Origin of the sequence: Roseibium limicola (genome assembly GCF_017313085.1) — a bacterium.
In the GTDB taxonomy this organism is placed as follows: Bacteria; Pseudomonadota; Alphaproteobacteria; order Rhizobiales; family Stappiaceae; genus Roseibium; species Roseibium limicola.
Genome location: NZ_JAFLNF010000004.1, coordinates 311,224 through 331,644 on the forward strand (window position 1 = coordinate 311,224; position 20,421 = coordinate 331,644).

The following is a 20,421-nucleotide window of genomic DNA, read 5'->3' on the forward strand; positions in this document are numbered from 1 at the left end:
AAACCCTTTCCGGCGCGTGGCGCGTCAGCTGCTCCTCTTCCTGATCATAGGTCAGGAGCAGGTCGTGACGCCACCGCTGCGCTGAAATGGCCGGTGCAAACTGCGTATGTCCTGAAGGGATTGCGAAATCGGATGAAACCCGCCCGCCGATGCATTCACCGGCGGGCGGTTCGGATCAATGTGCCATCAGCACGGGAACTGTCATGCTGGCAAGGATCTCACGTGTCGCACCACCAAACAGGAATTCGCGCATCCGGCTGTGGCCGTAGCCGCCCATGACGATCAGATCATGCCCTTGTTCGGACACCGCGTTGAGCAGGGTGTCGGCAATGCCAACCTGTGGATTGGTGACCACATTTATGGTGACGTCAAGATCATGCCGCGCCAGATAGGTCGCAAGATCGGCACCAGGTTGCCCGTTGGTGCTGGCATTTTTTTCGACCACCATGATGGTGATCTTGTCGGCGTCTGCAAGAAGTGGCAGGGCGGCATGCACGGCGCGGCTTGCGGTCGGGCTGCCATCCCATCCGATCAGCACGTTCTTGGCGGGTCGTTCAGGCGCGCCGACATAAGGCACGAGGAGGACGGGCACGCCGCTTTCAAACAGCACGGACTCAATCAGCATCTCCCGCAAGGGCTCGGCAGCCTCGGGATTGTTCTGCCCGACAACCACCAGGTCCGTTGGACGGCAGTGCTGCAAGACCGGTTCGATCGGGCCGCCGGTTTGCAGGTTGGTGACGCGGCTTTCACATTTCACTGCAGCGATCCGGGCCAGCTCGTCAAATTGGTTCTGAGCTTCCTTGGCGGCTGCGACAGCCTGCTCCTGGGCAGCCTGAATATAGTCGATCGGCATTGGCGTTGCGGCGAAGGCGGGGGCCAAAGGTTCAAAGGCCAGTGCCAGGCCGGTGACATGGGCATCGTGATGCCCCGCGAGCGCCAAAGCATATTTGACGGCCGGTTGGGCGCCTTGCATGTCGACGATTGTCAGAATGTCCTTGATGGGCATAGTTCCCTCCAACACACCGCTGGTGGAGCCCTGACCACCAGGGTCCTGACGGTGTTTTCATGAGGTAAATTACTCTGTCCTTGCTAAGTTGCTTTGACAGGGATCAAAGCTGTCTCATTTGTTCCAGAAAATCGTTCGGAACGGATTAAGTGCCGACGAGCCGAAAGACCGAACAGCGCCCCATGTGCTCGTGTGGCTCATCGCCCTGGTGCCTGCCGTCGAGGCGCAGGGCGAGGGCAATCGAACTTTTGTTTTCCGGATGGATCATGGCATCAAGGTAGGGCTGGTCAACGGCTTCAAACGCCCATTTGAGAGCGGCCTGGGCAGCTTCGAGCGCGAACCCCTGACCTTCGTGTTCCGCCCGCCACAGCGTCCAGGTCATTTCCACTGGGCCACCGGACTTGTCCTGCAGCGGACCAACATGACCGAGGGGCTGCCCGGTGTCCTTGCGCACGATGATAAAACGGCCAAATCCGCGTTGGCGCCACTGGTCCGACAGGTCATCGAACTTTTCACGGCACAGATCATCAGTCTTCGGCCCGCCGACATAGCGCGTTCGGTCCGAGGTTGAATAGGCGAGAAACTCCGCGTAGTCAGTTTCTTGCGGAGGACGCAAAATCAGCCGTTGTGTTTCCAGTCTGGCTTCAACGCCCGTGCGGTCTGGCTCCTGCATCAGCGCCTTCTCCTGAGATCGTTGGGAATACTAGAAGTCCTTGAGGATTTCACGCGCAATCACCAGCCGCTGGATCTCCGAAGTGCCTTCATAGATCGTGGTGATCCGGGCATCACGGGCATAGCGTTCAAGAGGGTACTCGCGAATATAACCGGCACCGCCGTGCAACTGAAGCGCTGTGTAGGTGGCGCGCTGGGCTGTCTCGGACGCATAGAGTTTGGCCATGCTGGCTTGTTTGGCAAAGGGCAGGCCGTCATCCTTCAGCGCCGCAGCTTGCAGGATCAGCAGGCGGGCGGCTTCCAGTTCGGTCTCCCGGTCGGCCAGCATCCACTGGATGCCCTGTTGTGACGAAAGCGGCTGGCCAAACTGTTTGCGCTCGCTCACGTAGACCTTGGCAGTTTCCATCGCCTTGACCCCGATGCCATAGGCCAGTGCGGCGATGCCGATGCGCCCACCCGCCAGCTCTTTGACGGCAATGCGAAAGCCTTCATTCTCCGCACCCATCAAGGCAGAGGCGGGGATGCGGCAGTCCTGAAAATGCACTTCGTTGGTGGCAGACCCGGTCTGGCCCATCTTCTTTTCGGCCTTGCCTATGATCAGTCCCGGCGTATTGGCTTCCACCAGAAAGCACGAGATGCCCTTGCCTTTGCGGGCTGCCGGATCGGTGACCGCCCAGACCACGAACAGTCCGGCATATTCAGCGGAGGAAATATAAAGCTTCGATCCGTTGAGGACATAGAAGTCGCCGTCCTTTGCTGCCCGGCACCGCATGGAGGCCGCATCGGATCCGGCATCGGCTTCTGTTAGGCAGAACCCACCGGCGGGGAAGGTGCCGTCGGTCAGCTTTGGCAGATAGGCATCGCGCTGCGCCTGACTGCCGACGGCCTGAATGACCTCGGCCACCATGTTGGATACGGAGACTGTCAACGCCGTCGCTGCACAGCCTTCGGCCAGTTTGGCGATGGCCAGGGCAAAGCCCGTGGCACCGGCTTCAGTGCCGCCGTAGTCGGATGAAATGTTCAATCCCATGAAGCCGTTAGCCGCCAAAAGATTGAGGTTTTTGAGGAAAGATTCGCGCCCCTCACCAGAGTCCAGCGTGGCTGCCAAGGGCTCCAGATGGTCGCGCGAGAGTTTCCCAGCGGTTTCTGAGATAAGTTGCAGCTCATCTGGCAGCTTATGGAACATTGTCTCTCCTCCGTGAGCCTTCCAGGAAGGCCTCTATAACTTATTGTTATTGCAGATTAATTATACACCGCATTGGGATTGCTTTGTGACATTTTACACGCTCTGATGTCCTGCCGAAGCACGGGGTAAATGATCCCTCCTAAAATACGACCTTGAAAAAAATATCATATTCGCCAAGGATTTCGGAGAAATCTGCTCTGGCTGGATCGGAATGATGGAAAATCATACCCTTGCGCGGACGGATTGGGAGAACACGGCAGCGCCTGTTTATATGGCGCCGCCAGTCTGACGAATTACATGATTAGGCCCTTGGGAGGATTACATGTCCAACGTAAACACCCGCCGCAAGCTGGCGACCGCTGCCTCAGCCAGCGTGCTGGCTCTTTTCTTCGCGACCGAGACTTTCGCCGCTGACTTGACCTGGAACGTTTCTCTCTGGGGCAAGCGCCGTGCTTTCACCGAGCACGTCGAAAAGCTGGCTGAAGAAGTCGCAGCCCGCACGGACGGTAAGTTCGAAATCAAGCTGCATTACGGCGGCGCGCTGTCCAAGTCCCGCGAGAACCTGGACGGAATCTCCTTCGGTGCCTTCGAGATGGCCCAGTTCTGTGCGTCCTACCATCCGGACAAGAACCCCACCCTGACAGTGATGGAACTCCCTTTCCTCGGCGTGGCTGACCTGGAAACCGAGATCAAGGTTGCCCAGGCTCTTTACCAGCAGCCTGCGGTCAAGGAAGACCTGGCACGCTGGAACGCAACCCTGCTGATGCCGACCCCGATGCCGCAGTACAACTTTGCCGGCAAGGGTGACGCTCCGACAGCGATTTCCGATTTCGAAGGCATGCGTGTTCGCGCTCTCGGCGGTATCGGCAAGCTGATGGAAGCTGTAGGCGCAGTTCCGACATCGGTCACAGCATCTGAAACCTATCAGGCGATCGACAGCGGCACCGTGAATGCAGCAAGCTTTGCACCGCATGCACATCTGTCGTTCAAGACCATTGAGGCCTCCAACTGGTGGACCAAGAACCTCAATCCAGGCACGGTTCAGTGCCCGGTCGTGGTCAACAGCGATGCACTTGCAGCTCTACCGGATGACTTCCGGGAAGCTCTCGATGCGTCCGTTGCACCGTCGCTGGACTACTATCTCGCGACCTACAACAAGCTGTACGACACCTGGTGGAAGACGCTTGATGAGCGCAACATCACGCAGATCGAGTACTCTGAGGAAGAGCTGGCAGCTTTTGCTGAAAAGGCCGGCCCGATCCATAAGGCATGGGTAGATGAAAACGCTGCCAATGGTCTTCCGGCTCAGGAACTGCTCGATTTCGTAAAGTCCGAAATCAAGGGCTGATCCCAGCTAAACGCTAAAGCCTGTTTCAAGAACAGGCTCGGCTCCGGCGCCATCAGGCGCCGGAGTGCTTTCTTAGGGGACAATCAAATGATCACTCGAGGCACTGCCGCGGGGCCCGATCGGCCGGAAACCTACATACGGTTTGACGGCGCGCTGGGCGTAGTCGAAAACATCTTCAACCTGATCGCGGCAGCCAGCGTCCTTATCCTCATGCTGATGGCCGTTGCACAAATTCTCGGACGCCTGGTCTTCAACATGCCGGTTCCCGGGTTCATCGACATCACCGAGCAGGCGATGGCCGTCTTTGCATTTGGCGGCGTGGCCTATTGCCAGCGGGTCGGTGGTCATATCCGCATGGAGATCCTGCTTGGCAAGCTGAGCGGACGGCCTCTCTGGATCGCTGAATTCCTGGGCGTCCTGTTGATCGCTGGAACGGTTCTGCTGCTGATCTGGGGCTCCTGGTACCATTTCGACCGCTCGTGGTCGCTGGGCGACAGCACGATGGACATTCGCCTCCCGACTTGGCCATCCAAGCTGGTCATTCCCGTGGCGCTGGGGTTGCTGTTCCTGCGTCTGCTTATGCAAGCCTACGGTTATCTGCGACTGGTCATCGACCCGAACCGGGAGCCTGTGGCTGTTCCGGTCATCGAAGACGTCACCGCCCATGCCCAGCATGAAATTGAAGAAGCGTTCGGCGATGATGCCGTGGCGGGAGAGACGAAATGACCCCGTTTGAAGTAGGTCTCATCATGACGGGCATTTTGCTCGTCCTTGTTATGATCGGCGTTCGGGTGGCGTTTGCCGCCGCCCTGACCGGGCTTGTCGGCCTGATTGCCATTTTCTCGCTGCGCATGGGCTTCGAAAAGGGCTTCTTTGTCGCGCTGAAAATGGCCGGTACGATCCCCCATTCCAAGTCGGTGACTTATTCGCTTTCCGTGCTGCCGACGTTCATTCTGATCGGGTTCCTGGCGTTTTACGCCGGGTTCACCAAGCAGCTGTTTGAAGCGTCCAAACGCTGGCTCGGCTGGATGCCCGGTGGCATGGCTGTCGGAACGGTCTTTGCGACCGCCGGTTTCGCAGCCGTCTCTGGCGCTTCCGTTGCTACAGCGGCCGTGTTCGCTCGCGTTGCCATTCCGGAAATGCTGGCTGCAGGTTACTCCAAGCGTCTGGCGGCGTCCGTGGTGGCTGCAGGTGGCACCCTGGCTTCGCTTATTCCGCCATCGGCGATCCTGGTGATCTACGCCATTCTCGTGGAGCAGTCTGTCGGTAAATTGCTGATTGCCGGATTCCTTCCAGGTGTCTTTTCGGCGCTGATCTATGTGGCGATCATCGTCGGCATTTCCGCCTGGCGCGGTGATGCACCTCCGATCCGTGGCTACACCTTCAAGCAGCGGATGGAGTCGATCCCCGGAACGTTGCCAATCGTCGCCGTCGTGGGGATCATCTTCAGTTCGTTCTTCTTCGGTCTTGCAACACCGACAGAAGCCGGATCGCTTGGCGCCTTTGTCGTGCTCATCGTGGCGATTGCCAAGGGCATGCGGTTCAAGCAGCTTGGCCAGGCCCTGCATGAGACGGCCAAGCTGACCGTGATGATTTTCACGCTGATCTGGGGCGTTCTCGTCTACGTGCGCTTTCTCGGGTTTGCCGGTCTGCCGGACGCCTTCCGGGACTTCATCGTCGCCTTGGAGTTCTCTCCATGGATGGTGATGGTGTTGATCCTCTGCGCCTATGCAGTGCTGGGCATGTTCATGGATGCCATCGGCATGCTGATCCTGACCCTGCCGGTGGTTTACCCTGCCGTGATGGCGTTGAACGGTGGCGAGGGTGTTTCTGCCGCTGACAGTGCCTTCGGCATGTCGGGAGAGGCCTGCGCGATCTGGTTCGGCATTCTGGTGGTGAAGATGGCGGAGCTCTGTCTGATAACGCCGCCCATTGGGCTCAACTGCTTCGTGGTCTCGGGCGTGCGGCCTGATATTCCGGTGCAGGAAGTCTTCCGTGGCTGCGTGCCGTTCTTCATTGCAGACATTCTGACGATCGGTGGCCTGCTTGCCTTCCCGTCGATCATCACCCTGCTACCGTCGTTGATGCAGTAATCCTGCAACACAACGTGTGAACATGAAAAAGGCCGCCGGCTGATCGCCCGGCGGCCTTTTTGTGATCAGTCGGAAGATAGCTCTCTAGCGCCCGTAGCGGTTGGGGCCATCGGTGCCGGCGAAGAACATCAGTGTGATGGAGCACCACAGGCCGAGGATCGGCACGGCCAAGGCGAAAACCCAGAGTCCGGACTGGTCGCGGTCATGAAAGCGGCGAACCATCAGGGACACCTGTACCAGGGTCGTCATCACCATCAGCACCATGAAAATGTAGAAGCGGGTCTCGCCGATCTGCAGATAGATCAGCCGCGTATCCAGAGTCAGGGCGAGCCGTCCATCGACACCCAGGGCGAGGGCTGAGAGAAAGAATATGATGCCACACAGGAGGCAGGCAAACCAGAAGGTGCCGCGCCCGATCCGGCCTTGAAAGTCCAGAATGCTGCCAAGACTGAAACCGGTGTTCTCTTCGGTGTCTTCCGCGGTTGTGTAAAGCGAGGCGCGTAGATCGCCATATGGGTTCTCGCGACCCTGGCTACTTAAAGAATCTGGGTTGGGAATGAGGTTGTCACGCGGGCCCCTGCCGCGTCGGCCAAAAGTCTTTCTGGAATTTGTCATAAAAAACATCGTATTTGGAAAAAGGATTCCCAAAACGTAAGGTCAGCTTGGTGAAGAATGCGTTAGCGCCAACGGCGGTACTAATGACCTTGGATCAGAACAGATTTCCTTGCTTGCCTATAGCCGCTGTTGCGGCGGCTTTCTTAGGCTTTGCTGCAGGTTTTGCCCGGGCAGCAGCCTTGGGCGCCGGACTTGCCGTTGGTGCTGAGGGGGGAACAAAGCCATCTGTACCGGCAGCAACGGCTTCCAGCGTGCCGTCGGCCAGCTCGATCGACAGCGCGGCCCCGGCAACGACACCGGCGGCACTTCGCAGCGGCTGACCGTTGCTATCACGCACCAACGCATAGCCACGCGACAGCACATCCTTGTAGGACAGCGACTTCAGCAGCTTTTCGAGGCCGGTCAGGCGATCCCTCGACTTGCCGAGTCGGGTGCCATAGGCGCGGTCGAGGCGCCCGCCGAGACTAGTCAGTCGCTCGCTGCCCAGTACGATCTGCTGTGACAGGCGGTGCGGAGACAGTCGGACCGCCTGAGCTGAAAAGGCCTGGCGCTTCTGCGAGACCGCAACGCCGAGGGCGCGCTGCTGACGGTCACTCAGCTGGTTCAGTTTTGTGCGTGCATCCTGTGTGCCACGGGTCAGCACATGCGGCGAGAGGCGGGTGCTCGCGGCCTGAAAGCCACTGCGATGGCTGCGGGTGTTGACGGTGAGTGAATGCTCCAGTCGTCCTGCGAAGGTGTCGAACCTCTGCCTTGGCAGCGCAAGCAATTCATGCGGGGCAGGCAGGGCGGCACCTGCGGCGCGTAATTCCGTCCTGCGGTTGGTCACCAGCCGCAGCAGGCCGGAGGAAAGGCGACGCGAAAGATCATCGACCAGACCCATTAGCTCTGCCTTGACCGGGACGGCAATTTCGGCAGCACCTGTCGGCGTCGGAGCACGTAGGTCGGCCGCCAGGTCGATCAGCGTCCAGTCTGTTTCATGGCCAACTGCGGAAATCAGCGGAATGTCGCTGGCCGCTGCCGCACGCACCACGGCTTCTTCATTGAAGCCCCAAAGGTCTTCGATGCTGCCACCACCGCGTGCCACGATAATCAGATCGGGCCGGGGGATCGCGCCACCAGGTGCCAGTGCATTGAACCCGCGAATGCCGTTGGCAACTTCGGCGCCCGACGTCTCGCCCTGAACCCGCACCGGCCAGACCAGCACATGCAGCGGAAAGCGGTCGGCAACCCGGTGCAGGATATCGCGGATGACCGCACCAGTTGGTGATGTGACGACGCCGATGACCTTCGGCAGCGAGGGCAGGGGACGCTTGCGCTCTTCGGCGAAAAGCCCTTCCGCACCCAGCTTGCGCTTGCGTTCTTCCAGCAAAGCCATCAGCGCGCCGGCGCCTGCTGGTTCCAGTGCATCGATGACCATCTGGTATTTCGACTGGCCGGGGAATGTTGTGATCTTGCCGGTGGCAATCACTTCCAGACCCTGCTCGGGTTGGATCTTGAGCCGTGACGCGACGCCCTTCCAAACCACGCCGGAGAGAACCGAGCGGTCGTCCTTCAGATCGAGATAGATATGTCCCGATCCTGGCCGTGAAATACGCCCCAATTCGCCGCGCACCCGAACGTATCCGAAACGGTCCTCCATCGTCTTCTTGATGGAAAACGAAATTTCGGAAACGGAGAACTCGGCGACGTTGGAAACGGCTTCGGCCACTGGCACTTTCCTTTGGTGATCAGTCGGGCCAAAAGTGGCGCTCCGCCAGGCCCCGGTCAAGCAACAGCGGGGGAACAACCAGGCTTATGCAGATTTAATCCCAAGAACGCTTGCATCAGACCATTGAAAAACACCGGCAGGATTGAATACCCTTCACCCATGACCCGTTATGACCACAAAATGCAACGCCTGCATCTCCGTCACATCCTGGCCGCGGGTGCGGTCATTGAGGCGGACAGAGCCCAGGCCAATTATCTGATCAACGTCCTGCGCTTGGGAGAGGGTGATCAGTTGCTCGTCTTCAACGGCAGCGATGGTGAATGGCTGGCCCGGCTCAATGTCACCGGTCGTCGGGCTTGCTCCATTGAGCTGGTGGAGCAGGTGCGCGAGCAGACCGTGTCCGCCGACATCCAGTACCTCTTTGCCCCTCTGAAACATGCGCGGCTGGACTATATGGTTCAAAAGGCCGTGGAAATGGGCGCCTCTGCCCTGCGTCCCGTGATGACCCAGCATACCCAGGCAAGCCGGGTCAATCTGGAACGGATGGAAGCCAATGTCATCGAGGCAGCAGAGCAATGCGGTATTATCTCCGTGCCCGGCGTGCTTGAGCCACGCTCTCTCAAGGATTTGATTGGCGGCTGGGCGAAGGCAGATCCGGCGCGTCGTCTGCTGTTTTGTGACGAGGCCGAAGACAGTCAAAATCCTCTTGCAGAACTGACGCGCCTGGCCGCGCAGGGGCCGCAGCCCTTGGCGGTGCTGATTGGCCCGGAGGGCGGCTTTTCTGAAGAGGAACGCGCGCTTTTGCGGGCGCAGCCGTTTGTCACGCCAATTCCTTTGGGACCGCGCATTCTGCGCGCCGATACGGCGGCCGTGGCAGCACTCACCATGGTGCAGGCAACCCTTGGTGACTGGGGGAGCTGACCGGCTGAGGACGCAATCCACAGCCAGCGACTTGCTTTCATTGCCGCGCACGCCTAAATGCGTCGAGCTGGCGCACTGAACGGACATGGCCAGCCAACGGACAGGTCACGCGAATTCGGCTCTTTCAGGGTCATGCGGGACAGCCGGGGTCCGGTTAAGATGAGGGAGAGCTGGATGGCTCGCGATACCGTTGATTCCACGCCGATCAGCACTGTGGCTGAGCTGGCAGCGGTCCTTGAGGCCGGGTGCAAACCCGTCAAGGCTTTCCGCATCGGTACCGAGCATGAGAAGTTCGGCTTCCGTCTGGCAGACCATCAACCGATTCCCTATGCAGGCGATCAAGGTGTCGAAGCCGTCCTGACTGGCATGGAAAAGCTGCTGGGCTGGGAGCGCATCGACGACAATGGCCGGATCATAGGTCTTGCCGACACACTTGGCGGTGGCGCGATTTCGATTGAGCCGGGTGGGCAGTTCGAGCTTTCCGGTGCGCCGCTGGAAGACCTCCATCTGACCTGCCGGGAGACCCACGCTCATCTGGATCAGGTGCGTTCGGTCGCAGAACCTCTGGGAATCGGATTTCTCGGCGCCGGCATGACGCCGACCTGGGAGCGCGATGCAGTCCCGCATATGCCAAAGTCGCGCTATGACATCATGCGCAATTATATGCCGAAGGTCGGCTCTTACGGCCTCGATATGATGCACCGCACATCGACCATTCAGGTTAATCTCGACTTCAGCTCAGAAGCCGACATGGTCAAGAAAATGCGCGTCGGTCTGGCGCTGCAGCCGATTGCCACGGCAATCTTCGCCAATTCGCCCTTCACCGACGGCAAGGTGAACGGCTACAAGTCTTTCCGGGCCGAGGTCTGGAACGACCTGGACGCCGATCGCACCGGCAATCTGCCCTTCGTTTTTGACGAGGGCTTCGGCTTCGAGCATTACGTCGAATGGGCACTGGATGTGCCAATGTATTTCGTCAAGCGTGGTTCGACCTATTACGACGTGACCGACACCACCTTCCGTGCCTTCATGAACGGCGCTCTGGAAGGCCGCGTGCCGGATGCCAAGCCGAGCCTCGGCGACTGGAATAACCACCTTTCCACCCTGTTTCCGGATGTGCGTCTGAAGACTTTCATCGAAATGCGCGGCGCCGACGGCGGTGCCTGGACCCGCATTTGTGCACTGCCGGCCTTCTGGGTCGGCCTGCTGTATGATGACGGCATCCTGGCCGATGCACTGGAACTGGTGAAGGACTGGACCCAGGAAGAGCGCGATCAGCTGCGTCGTGATGTGCCGCGTTATGCGCTCGAAACACCGTTCCGGTCCGGCAAGGTGCTGGACGTAGCACGTCAGGTGGTGTCCCTGTCCAAGCAGGGGCTGAAGCGCCGTAACCGTCTGAGCGACGGCGGTCTCGACGAGACGGTGCATCTGGCGCCGGTTGAGGAAGGCCTGGCAGCTGGCCTGTCTCCGGCCGATGTTTTGCTACAGCGCTACAACGGCAGCTGGAATGGCGATATCGACCGCATCTACAAGGATTACGCCTACTAGGCGAGGGACATGTGAGGAGGCGTTTGACCTTCGCTCGTATAAAGCAGATCATGCAACCTTAGCTCTGATTTGCGAGGCCCTTATGAAGGATAATCCGTTGGTTCCATTTGCGTTCGATCCGACGGAGCTTGTGCGGGAGGCTCAGTCGCGTTTCGGCTGGAGCGAGACCGAACTCGGAACGGCCATGTCTGCTCTGTTGGGGGCGGCGATGTCGGGTATGCAGGCCAGCTCCGGTATGCCGGGGATGCCTGGCATGAGCGGGCAATCCCTTCCTTCGGCTTTTTCAGCGGGCAAGGTGCCCGACCCCATGTCTTTCTTTCAATCCGGCATGATGGGCAAAGACGAGGCACCGCATCTGGCTCTGGTCTATGGCCCGGCGCCCATGCGGGAAGCCATTGCCGTACAGATTTCCACTCTGACGGGGCTGCAGCGTGACGCGATCATGGACATGATGCCGGTGGCAGCCACTCTGGCCGTCGGTCAGATTGCCAGGCCTTATGTCCCGGAAGAAGCCAGAGAGCTGCTCGACGCATTCATGCGGGGCTTCGCGCGTGGCAGACCCAAGCCACAGCCGACGGCCAGCGAATACATGCAAGGCTATTCTGAAGCGGTTCAATCCTTCTGGACCGGTTTCATGCGGCCGTTTTCCGGGGGCGGATCCTCGGCTTGGGCAGCGAAGCACGAACCGCCAGAGGACGAGCCGGAAGATGACCTGGAGGACGATCTGGAGCCGGAACCTCAGGACGAGATTTCCCCGGCAGGGGTCAGCGCAGCGCGCTTCGACACGATGGTCAACGACTGGATGACCCGTGGACGCGAGCTGCAACTCACTCAGTTCAATGCGTTCGAAAGCCTGTTTGACCGCAGCGCGAAAGATCCCGAGGGCGGTTCAAGCCGGGACTGAAAGTCTCAGGCGTCGTCGACATCTCAGCCAGCCGACACGATGACTTTCCTTGAAAAAAAGGCCCACTCGGTGAAGAGCGGGCCAGTTTGGGGCATCGGCATCAAGGGGTTCGTGCCGATAAGGCTGCACTATGTCACGCAGCCAGGCTGCTCTCCGGAGACCGCACAGTGTGCGAAGTCGACTGAGAGAAGGGGGCGAATATGGAAAGAGTCACGGCTTCCACACCGGAAAGAGCTGCTGGTGCCGTGCGCGTGGCGGGAGCGGTCTCCCCCATGCGGCGCTGTTGAGCCATCAGGCTCAGTCCGGCAGTCGGGTCCTGCAGCAGCGGCAGCTTGAGAGCGCGTCGAACATCTCCCCGGCTCAAACCAATGTCCTCAAGTTGAACATCAGTGAGGTCGTGAAGGCGTGCGATCTGGCGGCGATTCTTGATCACGCGGAAAAAGCTGGAAGCTCCGCTGAGAAGCATCGAGAAAATTGAAGAGTTCGCATGATCAGTCATTGCCATAAGTCTCCTGTTTGCTGGGGACTCCACTCCGCAGCTGATTGATTTTTTGGTGTTGGAAGGTGTCGAAATGCCTCTTTTCGAGGTCTGATAAAACTATCTGTCAGCCTTAGTTATTAAACAAACGAATGTTTTTGATGGTATTCATCTATTTTTGTTTTGTTTGTCTAACTTGCTGGTTAAATTGACTTTAAAGCGTGTATCCGAGGGTTTGTGCCAATGCCCTGTCACCATCCTGACATGTTTTATCTCGTCTCTTGATCGAAGGGCTGCTATCTATCGTGAAAATGAATGAGAGTGGGCATGCTGGATCTCGATCAACTCCGCACCTTCGTTGCCATCGCCGAGCACGGCAGTTTTACGCGCGCGGCCGAGGCGGTCTACAAGACACAGTCGGCTGTCTCCATGCAGATGCGGCGACTGGAGGAGAGGGTCGGCAGACCTATCTTTTATCGCGACGGCCGCATGTCGCGGTTGACCGAGGACGGCGACAGGCTGCTGCATTACGCAAGACGGCTGGTCCAGCTCAACGACGAGACCCTCGCTGCCTTTGACGATTCGGAAGTTGCCGGTTTTGTTCGTCTAGGCACGCCGGATGATTATGCCGATCGTTTCCTGCCTGAAATTCTGGCGCGGTTTTCCCGCACCCATCCCAAGGCGGAAGTCAGTGTGGTCTGCGCGCCGACACCGAATCTGTCTGAGCTGATCCGAAACAACGAGCTGGACGTGTCGATTGTCACCCACGTGCCGAAGTTCAGTCAGCAGGGGTCAGAGGCAATTCGCCGCGAGCCGTTGCTTTGGGTTGCCTCGGCCAGGCACGCGACCGAGAATGAGGCGCCAATCCCTCTGGCTTTGGGCCGCGCGACTTGCGATTGGCGAAAAGCGGCCCTCGCAGCACTTCAGGCCTCCGGTCGTGAAAGCCGCATTCTTTATTCCAGCTGGAACTCGACTGCCGTCGGTGCCGCCGTTCTGGCTGGGCTTGCCATTTCGGTTCTGCCAGAAAGCGCCGTGCGTCCCGGCATGCGAGTTCTGACGGAAGCCGAAGGGTTTCCTCGTCTGCCGGACTGCGAAATCGGACTGCTGCGCTCCTGGCGGCAGAATGGCCGGGTGACCGAGGCGCTGGTGGAGCACATCATTTCGTCGCTCGACAACCTGTCAGTTACCCAGCTGTCCGCAGCGGCTGAATAGGCCAGTTTTGCCCTAGGCTGCGGATGGATGCCAGGCAGGCTGAAAGCCGTGGCGGAGTGCTGCCACGATGCTTGGCGGCGTCACAAGTTCGACGCTTGCGCCCTTGATCTTCGCCAGTTCAGCTATGGGCTTATCTAGGCGGTATCCGTCTTCACTCCAGGCCCAGCTGGCGCCATCTCGCAAGGCCAGAACTTGATCGTCCGAGAGAACCATCGTGCCATCCGGCAGGGCCTTGATCTCGTCTGGCACCAGGAAAGGCCGAGGTCGTGCCAGACGTTCTTCATGAAGGATCATATCGATGGCGTCGGCCTTGAGCGGAGCTGGCGCATCCTGACCCTGGCTAAAGGCCGCGCCGAAAGCCTTGGCGTCCTGCCGGCGGCACTCAAAGCAGGGGCGGTGGCCAGAGGCAAGAGCGGTGACTTCGTCGAGGAAGAACAGCTCAGTGTATCCAGGTCCCATGACCTGCCGTTGGCGGCCTTTGAACGATAGACAGCAGCAGATCCAGCGCTTCGAGGTCCACCGTCGCGACAGGAGTATTCGGGTGGACGGATCGTGCAGGCGGCCTCCGCGGTTGCCGAAGAACAGACCGCGAGAGCTGGTTGCGATGATTTCGCCGGTAGGAAGAACCCGGTTCTGCAACGGAGAGGAGGGCATGCGATCTGATCCTTTGTGTCTGCACGTCAATGGCCGGGTGATGGACCCTCAGGTTATGAGGCTGGTCCTCTGGTATGCAATCAAAGAATCAGCTGGGGTAGACCGCTTCAATGATCAATGGACACCCCAATGCGCGTTCTCGTACTCGAAAACTATCCTGGCACGCCTCTGGGGCTGCTCGGTCAGGCTCTTGAAGAAGCTGGGGGCCGCGTCACTTCCGTGCCGGCGCACGCTGGCGCGCCAGTTCCTGAAGATCATGTGGGGCATGACGGCCTAGTCGTGCTGGGCGGCGAACAGAATGCCCTCGATGACCTCGGCTATCCGTTCCTGCCGCAGGTCTGCGAGCTGATCCGGACATTTCATGCTGCTGGTAAACCTGTCCTCGGCATTTGCCTTGGCTCACAGCTCATCGCGCGGGCTTTCGGCGGAGAGAACATTCTCGGTCGCCCGGTGGAGTTTGGTTGGCACGAGGTCCGACCGACTGACGAAGGCAGAGGCGATCCGGTGATCGGTGTGCTGAAGGAAGGCGCGGCGCTGTTTCATTGGCATTCGGACACGGTCGGCCTGCCGCGAGAGGCCGTGCACTTAGCGCAAAGTGATGCGACGCCGGTTCAGGCCTATCGCATTGGCCAGTCCACCTATGCCACCCAGTTTCATTTCGAGGCGGGACTAAAGGTCGTGCGGCAGTGGTCGGAGAGCTTTTCGTCTTCCATTCTGGTTCACACACCGGATTGGCCGGAACGCATGGTCCGTGAAGCGCGAGGCTCCGGGGTTGTGGCAGAGCGCGCAGGGCTGGAGGTTGCCCGTGCCTGGGTCGCGCTGTTGTCCAAGGACATCTGAGCGCATGGAAAAAGCCGGGCAGGATTGGCCAGCCCGGCTGTGCTTTCAGGTCAGAGACTGAGGTTAAAGCACCAGATTGTGGCGCCCGACGTTCTCGATGTTGGTTTCGCCGCACAGTCCCATGGTCACATCCAGTTCCTTGTGAATGATTTCCAGCGACTTGGTGACACCCGGCTTACCCATGGCGCCCAGCCCGTAGATGTAGGACCGGCCGATAAAGGTGCCTTTGGCGCCCATTGCCATGGCCTTGAAGACGTCCTGCCCGGAGCGGATGCCGCCATCCATATGCACCTCGATCTTGTCGCCAACGGCATCAACGATATCACGCAGCACGTCATAAGACGCCAATGCGCCATCGAGCTGACGGCCACCATGGTTGGACACGACAATGGCGTCAGCACCGATCTCGGCAGCGATCTTGGCGTCTTCCACATCGTTGATCCCCTTGAGGATCAGCTTGCGGCCCCAATGCTTCTTCACCCACTCCACCGACGACCAGTCCAGGCTCGGATCAAACTGGCTGTTGGTCCACTCGGCCAGAGATGACATGTCATCGACGTTCTTGACGTGGCCATGGATGTTGCCGAACTGGCGACGTTTGGTCTGCGCCATGCCCATCAGCCAGCGCGGTTTGAACAACAGATCGAACAGCACGCGCGGTGTCGGATTAGGCGGTGTCGAGAGGCCGTTCTTGAGGTCCATGTGACGCTGACCGAGGACCTGCAGATCAAGTGTCAGGCAGAGCGCCGAGCAATTGGCATCATGCGCACGCTGCATCAGACTTTCCGAAAAGCCTCGGTCGCGCATGACGTAGAGCTGGAACCAGAAAGGCGACTTGGTGTGTTCTGCCACGTCCTCGATGGAACAGACGCTCATGGTTGTCAGGGTGAAGGGAACGCCGAATTCCTCTGCCGCCTGAGCTGCCAGTATCTCGCCGTCTGCATGCTGCATCCCGGTCAGCCCGACGGGGGCCAGCGCCACGGGCATGGAGACATCCTGCCCGAGCATGGTGGTCTTGACGCTGCGGTTGTCGATGTTGACTGCAACCCGCTGCCGCAGCTTCTGCCGCTGAAAGGCCGCCTCGTTGTCGTGGTAGGTGCTCTGTGTCCACGAGCCGGTGTCGGCATAGTCGTAGAACATCTTTGGTACCCGACGCTTTGCGAGGGCCTGAAGGTCGGCAATGCTGGTAATCTGAGCCATATCGAAAGATCTCCGTGAAATGCGAAAAGGGGGTCATGAGGAGCGGCGTTTGCCGCCCGTGGTATCGAGGGCGGTGTCCCGGCTGTTCTGGCGGCCGCTGCGTCTGAGGTCTGCCAATGTTTGGCGGCTGGTCAGGGCTTTGGTTTCGCGAACAGCCTGGCGGACGAAATCTATGTGATCGCGCGACGCTTGAGCTGCCTCGTCTGGGGCGCGGTTGGCTATGGCTTGGGCAATGCGTTCATGTTGCTCCAGCAACGTTTCGCGGGCGCCGGGCATATCGAACAGAAACCGTTGATTGACCAGAATGCCGTTCTCCAGCAAGCGATAACAGGAGCGCAGGCAATGCATCAGAATGACATTATGCGCCGCCTCGCCGATGGCCTGGTGGAATTCCGTGTCGAGGATAGCTTCCCGTGCGTGGTCGCGATGAGCGTAGGCCGTTTTCATGTTGGAAATCAGCTCATCCAGGATCGCGAGATCCGTGTCGCTCGCCCGTTCAGCCGCATAGGCGGCAGACTGGCTTTCCAGATCTCGGCGAAACTCCAGGTAGTCGTCTGCGGCGTCCGTATGACGCTCGATCAGGGCAACGACAGGCTCGGAAAAAATCGGGCCGATGACATCAGCGACGAAGGTCCCACCGCCTGGTCGGCTGACCAGCAGGTCTTGGCTCTCCAGGGTCTTCAGGCTTTCCCGCAGCACCGGACGTGAGACATCCAGTTGAGCCGCCAACTCCCGCTCAGCGGGCAGTCGGTCGCCGGGACGCAAGACACCCGCCAGGATCAATTTCTCGATCTGCTGTGTCACAGCGTCGGCTGTGCGGCTCGAGGGAATTTTCTCAAACATCGTCAGTCACTGGGCATCCCTCTCGGAAAGTCTCCGCTGTTCTAACGAGAAAATGGAAAATTGGTCAAATAAATTATCCAATTCGCCGAAGTGAGATTAACGCTGCGGGAAATTCAGATGGCTAGAATGGCCGGAGCGACCTTTTGCGCATTGGACTCCGGTGAACCTTGGCGTCACAGTGCGCGGCCTGCGCCAATTCGGATACCGACACAATGACCGACGCGACGTCCCCCGAGAGTTCTTCTGGTCCCACATTCCCCAGCCATCCCTTGCGGGATGCTGTTTTGGGAGAAATTCATGCCAGACCCTTCCGCCCGCTGGACACGCCACGGGTGCTTCTGCACTACGCATTTTGTCTGGACGGGGAGGCCATCGTCGAGGATCGGTCATGGTTTGCCGAGATGTGCCGAAGCCATGGCGTGGCCGGACCGGAGCCAGCAGCGCGCTATCACACTCTGGGGTTTGCCGGCGGCACCCTGAGCTGGGAGCGTCACACCGAGTTCACGACTTACACCTGGGACGGTCCTGCAGAAAAATCGCAAGTCTTTGCGCCTTTGACTGGCAACCATCCTTTTGGCCGGGCTTTTCGGGCGCCGGGACCAATGCTGGTCGCGATGCGGCTGGATCTCGTTACAAAGGCGGACCTGCCCGACGACTGGGAAGGGCATTTCGACCCGGCCAGTCTGGTGGCCAGCCGTGTCGAAGCCGGCGCAGGACTGGTGGCCTCTGACTTCCGCGCCGACGGCCATGGCATGACCCGCTTTCTGCTTGTCGATGAGACGATGACACCAGGGCAGGCAGGGACCGTGGCCCAGCGTTTGCTGGAAGTCGAGACTTACCGGACGTTGGCATTGCTCGGCCTGTTTGAGGCAAACCGACTACAGCCGGAGGTCGCCTCAATCGAGGGCGACCTCGCTGTCATCACTCAAAATCTGCAAGGCGTAACCGAGATGCAGGCGAACCGCTCGGTGCTCGACAAGCTGTCGCGATTGTCGGCAAAACTGGAAGCCGGAGCTGCGGCAAGTGCCTATCGCTTCGGTGCCAGCCGCGCCTACTACGAGATTGTCAACGCCCGCCTTGATGCGCTGCACGAGGAGCCGGTGATCGGTCGCCTCGGGTTGGCTGCCTTCTTGCGCCGCCGATTGGCACCGGCCATGCGCACCTGCCAGTCGGTGGAAGATCGGCAGGCCAATCTGTCGCGCAAGCTGGCCCGCGCCACGACCATGCTCCGTACCCGTGTCGATGTGGACCTGGAAGATCAGAATCGCAATCTGCTGGAAAGCATGAACCGCCGCGCCAGACTTCAACTGCGCCTGCAGCAGACTGTCGAAGGCCTCTCGGTGGCGGCTGTCAGCTACTATGTCATCGGGCTGGTGTCTTATGTCGCCAAGGCGGCGAAGAAATCCGGCCTGCCGATCCCGTCTCCTGAGCTGACCACCGGTCTGGCCGTGCCGGTGGTGGTGCTGTTCATCTGGTGGACCGTGCGTCGCATCCGGGCACATCACGACGAAGATGAAGGCGCCTGAGCCTATGATCGTACACGGTCAAGACAAAACCGGCGCTCCTGAGTGAAGCGCCGGCTGGGTGGTCGGTTTCTGACGCTTATTGGTACTGCTTCAGATAAGCGATGATGTTGTCGATGTCGGCTTCCTTGCGAAGCCCGGCGAATGCCATTTTGGTTTTTGGAACGAAATCCTTCGGCTTGGTCAGATAGGCGTGGAGATTGTCCTCGCTCCAGACCAGGCCTTCTTCGCCCTTGGCCTTCATGGCTTTGGAATACTTGTAGCCCTCGACAGTGGCGGCTGGTCTGTCGATCAGCCCGTTGAGCTGTGGCCCGACCTTGTTCTTGGCGCCTTCACCCACCGCATGGCAGGCAGCGCACTTTCTGAAAACCTTTTCGCCCTTCGCGGCATCGCCTTCGGCAAATGCCTGAGCGGTCATGGCCAGACCGATGGTCGCGGCAATGGTTAGCAAACGCATCACAGATTTCTCCCTCATGTCGTCAATTCGCGTCAGACACCATCTGCGTCTTCACAGCAAAATCTCAAGGACATGGATCAAACTATCTGATGAAACAGGCGGGTTTGGGCGTCTATGTCGCAGGCGGCTGGGCCTTCTCTGGGCGAAATTGCCTAGGCTTCGTGTTTTATCTCTTCTGGCAGACGTAACCAGTCTTCCACACCTTCATCCCAATAGGGTGACGACCCGTACAGACTGGCGAGGAAGTCGATGAAGACGCGCACCTTGGCCGGCAGGAATCGGCGGCTGGGATAGACCGCATAGAGACCGACCTTGCTGGAGGCCCGATACGATGGCAGGACGACCTTCAACTTGCCCTCGCGGAGTTCCGGTCCGATATCCCAGGTCGATCGCAGGGCAACACCGACGCCAGCCAGCAGGCACTCCCGCACCACTTCCGAGGAGTTGGTACGGATCGGCGCCTGCGTCCGCAGGGTGATCTGTCCGTCCGGTCCGACCAGCCGCCAGGGGTCTTGATTGGCAGCTGCCAGGCAAACATGCTGTTCCATCAGTTCGGTGATGCTTTGCGGTTCGCCATGGCGTTCCAGATATTCCGGCGATGCGCAGAGGATCCGGTGAACCGGGGCCAGACGGCGGGCCACCAGACTGGAATCGGACAATTCGGCAATCCGAATGGCGAGATCGTAGCCTTCTCCAACAATGTCGACGAAATTGTCTTCCAGATCCAGGTTGACGGCCAGGTCAGGGTTGCTCTGAAAAAACTTCCCCAGGTGCGGGGCGATATGCAGCCGACCGAAAGACGTGGGAGCCGCCACCTTCAGCGTGCCTTTGGCGTTGGCGGCAGCGTCGGCCACATAGGCTTCCGCTTCTTCCACCGAGGCCAGAATAGCAATCACCCGCTCATAGAAGCCCTGGCCGGATTCAGTCATCGCGATCTGCCGGGTGGTTCGCTGCAGCAGGCGTGTGCCCAGCCTTTCCTCCAGTCGGCGAATGCGTTTGGAAACCACAGCGGGCGACAGGTTCATCTCCCGCCCCGCAGCTGACATGCTGCCGGCGGAGATTACCCGGGCGTAAATTTCCATGTCCGTGAATTCGCTCATTATCAACCGTCCGGAAAACGTCTCTATATCGGGTCGAGGCTGTCGGAATTTCCTGAACCTGCTAGAACAGCAGGTCTGAGGAGGTGGATCCGGCCCTTGGTTTATTTGCGCCT

The 20,421-nt window shown here is 59.4% G+C and carries 20 protein-coding genes; 9 read left to right on the top strand and 11 right to left on the bottom strand.

What is annotated here, in order from left to right; genetic code table 11:
* Nucleotides 1–175 precede the first annotated feature (175 nt).
* The 3 genes from J0X15_RS11300 to J0X15_RS11310 form a co-directional block, all read right to left on the bottom strand.
* Entirely contained in the window at nucleotides 176–1,006 is an 831-nt protein-coding gene (locus J0X15_RS11300) for a universal stress protein (RefSeq protein WP_206940707.1), read from the bottom strand.
* Nucleotides 1,007–1,151: 145 nt separating this feature from the next.
* Nucleotides 1,152–1,679 (bottom strand): GNAT family N-acetyltransferase, encoded by a 528-nt coding sequence (locus J0X15_RS11305; RefSeq protein WP_206940709.1) that lies wholly within the window; start codon nucleotides 1,677–1,679, stop codon nucleotides 1,152–1,154.
* A gap of 30 nt (nucleotides 1,680–1,709) precedes the next feature.
* On the bottom strand, nucleotides 1,710–2,864 hold the full coding sequence (locus tag J0X15_RS11310) for an acyl-CoA dehydrogenase family protein (protein WP_206940712.1): 1,155 nt from the start codon (nucleotides 2,862–2,864) through the stop codon (nucleotides 1,710–1,712).
* A 322-nt stretch (nucleotides 2,865–3,186) separates the two neighbouring features.
* On the opposite strand from J0X15_RS11310, the gene J0X15_RS11315 reads away from it, so the two are divergent.
* From J0X15_RS11315 to J0X15_RS11325, 3 genes are all read left to right on the top strand, one after another.
* A complete protein-coding gene (locus J0X15_RS11315; protein WP_206940713.1) occupies nucleotides 3,187–4,212 on the top strand; it encodes a C4-dicarboxylate TRAP transporter substrate-binding protein in 1,026 nt (341 codons plus the stop codon).
* A gap of 87 nt (nucleotides 4,213–4,299) precedes the next feature.
* Nucleotides 4,300–4,938 (top strand): TRAP transporter small permease subunit, encoded by a 639-nt coding sequence (locus J0X15_RS11320; RefSeq protein WP_206940715.1) that lies wholly within the window; start codon nucleotides 4,300–4,302, stop codon nucleotides 4,936–4,938.
* Complete coding sequence (locus J0X15_RS11325) at nucleotides 4,935–6,305, top strand: TRAP transporter large permease (RefSeq protein ID WP_206940718.1); 1,371 nt, start codon at nucleotides 4,935–4,937, stop codon at nucleotides 6,303–6,305. The genes J0X15_RS11320 and J0X15_RS11325 overlap by 4 nt, the downstream gene beginning before the upstream one ends.
* Before the next feature lie 84 nt (nucleotides 6,306–6,389).
* On the opposite strand, the gene J0X15_RS11330 is transcribed toward J0X15_RS11325, so the two are convergent.
* Together J0X15_RS11330 and xseA are read right to left on the bottom strand one after the other, a co-directional pair.
* On the bottom strand, nucleotides 6,390–6,920 hold the full coding sequence (locus tag J0X15_RS11330; protein WP_206940720.1) for a DUF805 domain-containing protein: 531 nt from the start codon (nucleotides 6,918–6,920) through the stop codon (nucleotides 6,390–6,392).
* A gap of 94 nt (nucleotides 6,921–7,014) precedes the next feature.
* Nucleotides 7,015–8,628, bottom strand: coding sequence for an exodeoxyribonuclease VII large subunit (xseA, locus tag J0X15_RS11335; protein ID WP_206940722.1), 1,614 nt, complete (start codon nucleotides 8,626–8,628; stop codon nucleotides 7,015–7,017).
* Between the two features lie 159 nt (nucleotides 8,629–8,787).
* On the opposite strand from xseA, the gene J0X15_RS11340 reads away from it, so the two are divergent.
* The 3 genes from J0X15_RS11340 (at nucleotide 8,788) to J0X15_RS11350 (ending at nucleotide 12,001) form a co-directional block, all read left to right on the top strand.
* Complete coding sequence (locus tag J0X15_RS11340; RefSeq protein ID WP_206940724.1) at nucleotides 8,788–9,549, top strand: 16S rRNA (uracil(1498)-N(3))-methyltransferase; 762 nt, start codon at nucleotides 8,788–8,790, stop codon at nucleotides 9,547–9,549.
* A 174-nt stretch (nucleotides 9,550–9,723) separates the two neighbouring features.
* A complete protein-coding gene (locus J0X15_RS11345; protein ID WP_206940726.1) occupies nucleotides 9,724–11,097 on the top strand; it encodes a glutamate--cysteine ligase in 1,374 nt (457 codons plus the stop codon).
* 82 nt (nucleotides 11,098–11,179) lie between these two features.
* Nucleotides 11,180–12,001, top strand: coding sequence for a hypothetical protein (locus J0X15_RS11350; protein WP_206940728.1), 822 nt, complete (start codon nucleotides 11,180–11,182; stop codon nucleotides 11,999–12,001).
* 133 nt (nucleotides 12,002–12,134) lie between these two features.
* Here the strand turns inward: J0X15_RS11350 and J0X15_RS11355 are convergent, their stop codons facing one another.
* Nucleotides 12,135–12,500, bottom strand: a complete 366-nt coding sequence (locus tag J0X15_RS11355; protein ID WP_206940730.1) for a DUF1127 domain-containing protein — start codon at nucleotides 12,498–12,500, stop codon at nucleotides 12,135–12,137.
* 306 nt (nucleotides 12,501–12,806) lie between these two features.
* Here J0X15_RS11355 and J0X15_RS11360 point away from each other — a divergent pair, with 306 nt between their 5' ends.
* Entirely contained in the window at nucleotides 12,807–13,691 is an 885-nt protein-coding gene (locus J0X15_RS11360) for a LysR substrate-binding domain-containing protein (RefSeq protein ID WP_206940732.1), read from the top strand.
* A gap of 12 nt (nucleotides 13,692–13,703) precedes the next feature.
* Here the strand turns inward: J0X15_RS11360 and J0X15_RS11365 are convergent, their stop codons facing one another.
* Entirely contained in the window at nucleotides 13,704–14,345 is a 642-nt protein-coding gene (locus tag J0X15_RS11365) for a hypothetical protein (RefSeq protein ID WP_206940735.1), read from the bottom strand.
* Nucleotides 14,346–14,474: 129 nt separating this feature from the next.
* Between J0X15_RS11365 and J0X15_RS11370 the strand changes: the two genes are divergently transcribed.
* Nucleotides 14,475–15,185: a type 1 glutamine amidotransferase gene (locus tag J0X15_RS11370; protein WP_206940737.1), complete on the top strand. Its 711-nt coding sequence runs from the start codon at nucleotides 14,475–14,477 to the stop codon at nucleotides 15,183–15,185.
* A 63-nt stretch (nucleotides 15,186–15,248) separates the two neighbouring features.
* Here the strand turns inward: J0X15_RS11370 and J0X15_RS11375 are convergent, their stop codons facing one another.
* On the bottom strand, nucleotides 15,249–16,385 hold the full coding sequence (locus J0X15_RS11375) for an alpha-hydroxy acid oxidase (protein ID WP_206940739.1): 1,137 nt from the start codon (nucleotides 16,383–16,385) through the stop codon (nucleotides 15,249–15,251).
* Nucleotides 16,386–16,418: 33 nt separating this feature from the next.
* Nucleotides 16,419–17,228 carry a FadR/GntR family transcriptional regulator gene (locus tag J0X15_RS11380; RefSeq protein ID WP_206940741.1) on the bottom strand — a complete coding sequence of 270 codons (810 nt, stop codon included), beginning with the start codon at nucleotides 17,226–17,228 and terminating at the stop codon, nucleotides 16,419–16,421.
* Nucleotides 17,229–17,440: 212 nt separating this feature from the next.
* On the opposite strand from J0X15_RS11380, the gene J0X15_RS11385 reads away from it, so the two are divergent.
* Nucleotides 17,441–18,754, top strand: a complete 1,314-nt coding sequence (locus tag J0X15_RS11385; RefSeq protein WP_206940743.1) for a DUF3422 family protein — start codon at nucleotides 17,441–17,443, stop codon at nucleotides 18,752–18,754.
* A gap of 76 nt (nucleotides 18,755–18,830) precedes the next feature.
* Here the strand turns inward: J0X15_RS11385 and J0X15_RS11390 are convergent, their stop codons facing one another.
* Together J0X15_RS11390 and J0X15_RS11395 are read right to left on the bottom strand one after the other, a co-directional pair.
* Nucleotides 18,831–19,208, bottom strand: a complete 378-nt coding sequence (locus tag J0X15_RS11390; RefSeq protein ID WP_206940745.1) for a c-type cytochrome — start codon at nucleotides 19,206–19,208, stop codon at nucleotides 18,831–18,833.
* 152 nt (nucleotides 19,209–19,360) lie between these two features.
* Entirely contained in the window at nucleotides 19,361–20,311 is a 951-nt protein-coding gene (locus tag J0X15_RS11395) for a LysR family transcriptional regulator (protein ID WP_331461910.1), read from the bottom strand.
* Nucleotides 20,312–20,421 lie beyond the last annotated feature (110 nt).

Excerpts from the sequence above, each read along its gene's own strand:
- J0X15_RS11300 (WP_206940707.1), bottom strand. The coding sequence starts at position 1,006 with ATGCCCATCAAGGACATTCTGACAATCGTCGACATGCAAGGCGCCCAA.
- J0X15_RS11305 (WP_206940709.1), bottom strand. The coding sequence starts at position 1,679 with ATGCAGGAGCCAGACCGCACGGGCGTTGAAGCCAGACTGGAAACACAA.
- J0X15_RS11310 (WP_206940712.1), bottom strand. The coding sequence starts at position 2,864 with ATGTTCCATAAGCTGCCAGATGAGCTGCAACTTATCTCAGAAACCGCT.
- J0X15_RS11315 (WP_206940713.1), top strand. The coding sequence starts at position 3,187 with ATGTCCAACGTAAACACCCGCCGCAAGCTGGCGACCGCTGCCTCAGCC.
- J0X15_RS11320 (WP_206940715.1), top strand. The coding sequence starts at position 4,300 with ATGATCACTCGAGGCACTGCCGCGGGGCCCGATCGGCCGGAAACCTAC.
- J0X15_RS11325 (WP_206940718.1), top strand. The coding sequence starts at position 4,935 with ATGACCCCGTTTGAAGTAGGTCTCATCATGACGGGCATTTTGCTCGTC.
- J0X15_RS11330 (WP_206940720.1), bottom strand. The coding sequence starts at position 6,920 with ATGACAAATTCCAGAAAGACTTTTGGCCGACGCGGCAGGGGCCCGCGT.
- J0X15_RS11340 (WP_206940724.1), top strand. The coding sequence starts at position 8,788 with ATGACCCGTTATGACCACAAAATGCAACGCCTGCATCTCCGTCACATC.
- J0X15_RS11345 (WP_206940726.1), top strand. The coding sequence starts at position 9,724 with ATGGCTCGCGATACCGTTGATTCCACGCCGATCAGCACTGTGGCTGAG.
- J0X15_RS11350 (WP_206940728.1), top strand. The coding sequence starts at position 11,180 with ATGAAGGATAATCCGTTGGTTCCATTTGCGTTCGATCCGACGGAGCTT.
- J0X15_RS11355 (WP_206940730.1), bottom strand. The coding sequence starts at position 12,500 with ATGACTGATCATGCGAACTCTTCAATTTTCTCGATGCTTCTCAGCGGA.
- J0X15_RS11360 (WP_206940732.1), top strand. The coding sequence starts at position 12,807 with ATGCTGGATCTCGATCAACTCCGCACCTTCGTTGCCATCGCCGAGCAC.
- J0X15_RS11365 (WP_206940735.1), bottom strand. The coding sequence starts at position 14,345 with ATGCCCTCCTCTCCGTTGCAGAACCGGGTTCTTCCTACCGGCGAAATC.
- J0X15_RS11370 (WP_206940737.1), top strand. The coding sequence starts at position 14,475 with ATGCGCGTTCTCGTACTCGAAAACTATCCTGGCACGCCTCTGGGGCTG.
- J0X15_RS11375 (WP_206940739.1), bottom strand. The coding sequence starts at position 16,385 with ATGGCTCAGATTACCAGCATTGCCGACCTTCAGGCCCTCGCAAAGCGT.
- J0X15_RS11380 (WP_206940741.1), bottom strand. The coding sequence starts at position 17,228 with ATGTTTGAGAAAATTCCCTCGAGCCGCACAGCCGACGCTGTGACACAG.
- J0X15_RS11385 (WP_206940743.1), top strand. The coding sequence starts at position 17,441 with ATGACCGACGCGACGTCCCCCGAGAGTTCTTCTGGTCCCACATTCCCC.
- J0X15_RS11390 (WP_206940745.1), bottom strand. The coding sequence starts at position 19,208 with ATGCGTTTGCTAACCATTGCCGCGACCATCGGTCTGGCCATGACCGCT.